The organism is Acetobacter papayae JCM 25143 (genome assembly GCF_000613285.1).
Classification (GTDB): Bacteria; Pseudomonadota; Alphaproteobacteria; order Acetobacterales; family Acetobacteraceae; genus Acetobacter; species Acetobacter papayae.
The window spans coordinates 1-2,204 of the sequence record NZ_BAIN01000136.1; the positions used below are offsets into that span (position 1 = coordinate 1).

The window sequence follows — 2,204 nt, forward strand, 5'->3', positions numbered from 1 at the left end:
GGCGCGGCCTGTCGGGTCAGCAGCAGCCAGACCAGCGAACGCGCCGTGGCGCTGTCCGGGGCGAACACGCGCGTCCAGCCATCGGCCAGCGAGGGAAGGTCGATCGGATCGTCGCCCGGTACAAGCTGTGCAAGAGCGGCAGCCGCCTCCGTATCCCACTCCGCGGGGAGTGTTACGGGGCGGAGCGGCGCATCCGGGTCGGCGGCGGCGTCCAGTGTGCTCATCAGCACACCGTTCCAGGGGTGTGTGGCGGTTGTCATGTTGGGCAGTTTATCGCTCCGGCTGTAGCGGAGGTAAGCCGGTTTGGTGGCCCGCCAGCGGCATTGATACTCTTTATAACGAGGATATGGGGGATAACTTTTCAGCCTGTCCGGTCTCGCACAGGTGATGGGGGCATGGACGACAAAACCATCGACGGATGCCGCGCCGGAGTCCTATCATGCGAGCCATGGCAAATTTCGGAACATGGCTGCATACGCGCCGGAAAGGGCGGCTGATCGGCAAGGACGCCGATGGCCGCTGCTATTATGAATCCACCGGCCCCGCCCGCCTGGGCGGAGGGGTTGAACGCCCTGAGCGCTGGGTGATCTACCATAAGGGGGAAGACCCCTCCGCCGTACCGCCAGAATGGTGGGGGTGGCTGCACCACATGCTCGAAGCCCCGATTCCCGCTACTGAGCGCAAGCCGTGGCAACTGCCCCACCAGCCTAACCTGACCGGTGGCCCGGGAGCGTACCGCCCGCAGGGCAGCCTGTACGTAACCGGCAAACACCCGCCCGCAACGGGTGATTACGAGGCATGGACACCGGGCGATACGTCCAAGGCGTGATTTGCCGCGCATTCCCTGCTAGGGTGTTGCCACCAACAGGGAGTGTGGTCTGTTCATGGCTTTTGCAATGGCGGAAAAATCGCGGCGCGACATCGCCGAGCTTGTAACGGGGGCTGTCGTGCTGTGCGCGCTGGCGGCCATGCTGGTGGCGACCGTTCTGGGCGAGGGGCGCAAGAGTAATGGCGACGGTTATCAACTGGGCGCTGACTTCTCCCATATAGACGGGCTGGATATCGGCTCCGATGTGCGGCTGGCCGGGGTTACGGTCGGCCATGTGGTATCGGAAAGCGTCAATCCGCAGACCTTCAAGGCGCATGTGGTTTTTACCGTCCGCCCCGACCTGCACCTGTCGGCTGATACGGCGGCCATTATCACCAGTGACAGCCTGCTGGGCGGTAAATATATCGCCCTGTCTCCGGGGGGGGATGACAAAACCCTCAGCCCCGGCGCGACCATGACACAGACGCAGGGTTCCATCAGTCTGGAACAGCTTCTGAGCAAGTTCATTTTCTCCGTGACGGATACCCTTACCCGCACCGGCAAGCCCCCGGCGGAGCATGCGGATTCCGGCCATGGTGATGCGCCTTGAGGCACTCCCTCCGGTAGGGTTGTGGATTTGATACAGGAAACAGGCAGTATGGAAGCGTTGCGTATCTGGCCACAGGAAGACGGGCAGCCCGTCTCGTGTCAGGAGAAAATCCGGGTGCTGGAAGAAAACTGGCAGGATGTGCAGCAGGTTCTGACGGATGCCTTTGAGGATGCGGTACTGATGGGTGTAAGCGAACAGGTTCTGCGCGAGCGGCTTGCTGAACTGGTGCAGGCGTTGCGTTCTCCGCGGATGGGCGCATGACCATGCGGACAGGCCGCCCGCAAGGGCGTGAAGCAACCGGAGCCGGGCGTGGCGTTCTAACCGGTATGGGTGTTCTGCTGGCGGGCGCAATCGGGCTTGCCGGGGGGCAGGGCCATGCCGCTGGTGTGGGCGTGGCCCTCCTGCCGTTTATCCGGCGGATACATGGCAGGGCAAGACCGTTGCGGTCGTGCGTGTGCTGGACAAGCTCGATAGCCATGTGGAGGTGTTGTCCGTGCCGGTTGGCGGGACAGCCCATTACAAAAATCTGGACATAGGGGTTGTTCGCTGCGTTGCGCGTCCGCCCACGCTCGCGCCTGATGCCGCCGCATGGCTCGACCTGCGCGATACCCACCCCGATGGCGTGGCGTTTCATGGCTGGATGCTGGCGGCCGAGCCCGCGCTGGGCGTGTTTGAAAGCCCGCTTTACGATGTGCGGATGATCCGGTGCGAAGGGCAGAACACCGCGCCCACGCCCCTGCCGTTGGCAACACCTGTGGTGCCAGTTCTGCCCTCGGCTACGCCGCA

Annotated in this window: 4 protein-coding genes and 1 pseudogene; 4 read left to right on the forward strand and 1 reads right to left on the reverse strand. The window is 63.6% G+C overall.

The features are described 5' to 3' along the window. A pseudogene (locus JCM25143_RS20320) lies at positions 1-224 on the reverse strand (vitamin B12-dependent ribonucleotide reductase); the annotation flags it as partial. 224 nt (positions 225-448) lie between these two features. Between JCM25143_RS20320 and JCM25143_RS14900 the strand changes: the two are divergent. The 4 genes from JCM25143_RS14900 to JCM25143_RS14915 all read left to right on the forward strand — a co-directional run. Then, the gene (locus tag JCM25143_RS14900) at positions 449-829 is read left to right on the forward strand and encodes an NADH-ubiquinone oxidoreductase subunit NDUFA12 family protein (RefSeq protein ID WP_025861804.1); all 381 of its coding nucleotides are present in this window, start codon (positions 449-451) and stop codon (positions 827-829) included. A 55-nt stretch (positions 830-884) separates the two neighbouring features. Next, positions 885-1,418 (forward strand): outer membrane lipid asymmetry maintenance protein MlaD, encoded by a 534-nt coding sequence (gene mlaD, locus JCM25143_RS14905; RefSeq protein ID WP_025861805.1) that lies wholly within the window; start codon positions 885-887, stop codon positions 1,416-1,418. Positions 1,419-1,466: 48 nt separating this feature from the next. Next, positions 1,467-1,679: a hypothetical protein gene (locus JCM25143_RS14910; protein ID WP_025861807.1), complete on the forward strand. Its 213-nt coding sequence runs from the start codon at positions 1,467-1,469 to the stop codon at positions 1,677-1,679. Positions 1,680-1,866: 187 nt separating this feature from the next. After that, a partial coding sequence (locus JCM25143_RS14915) for a DUF2155 domain-containing protein (RefSeq protein ID WP_025861809.1) occupies positions 1,867-2,204 on the forward strand: 338 nt, incomplete at its 3' end.

Excerpts from the sequence above, each read along its gene's own strand:
- JCM25143_RS14900 (WP_025861804.1), top strand. The coding sequence starts at position 449 with ATGGCAAATTTCGGAACATGGCTGCATACGCGCCGGAAAGGGCGGCTG.
- mlaD (WP_025861805.1), top strand. The coding sequence starts at position 885 with ATGGCTTTTGCAATGGCGGAAAAATCGCGGCGCGACATCGCCGAGCTT.
- JCM25143_RS14910 (WP_025861807.1), top strand. The coding sequence starts at position 1,467 with ATGGAAGCGTTGCGTATCTGGCCACAGGAAGACGGGCAGCCCGTCTCG.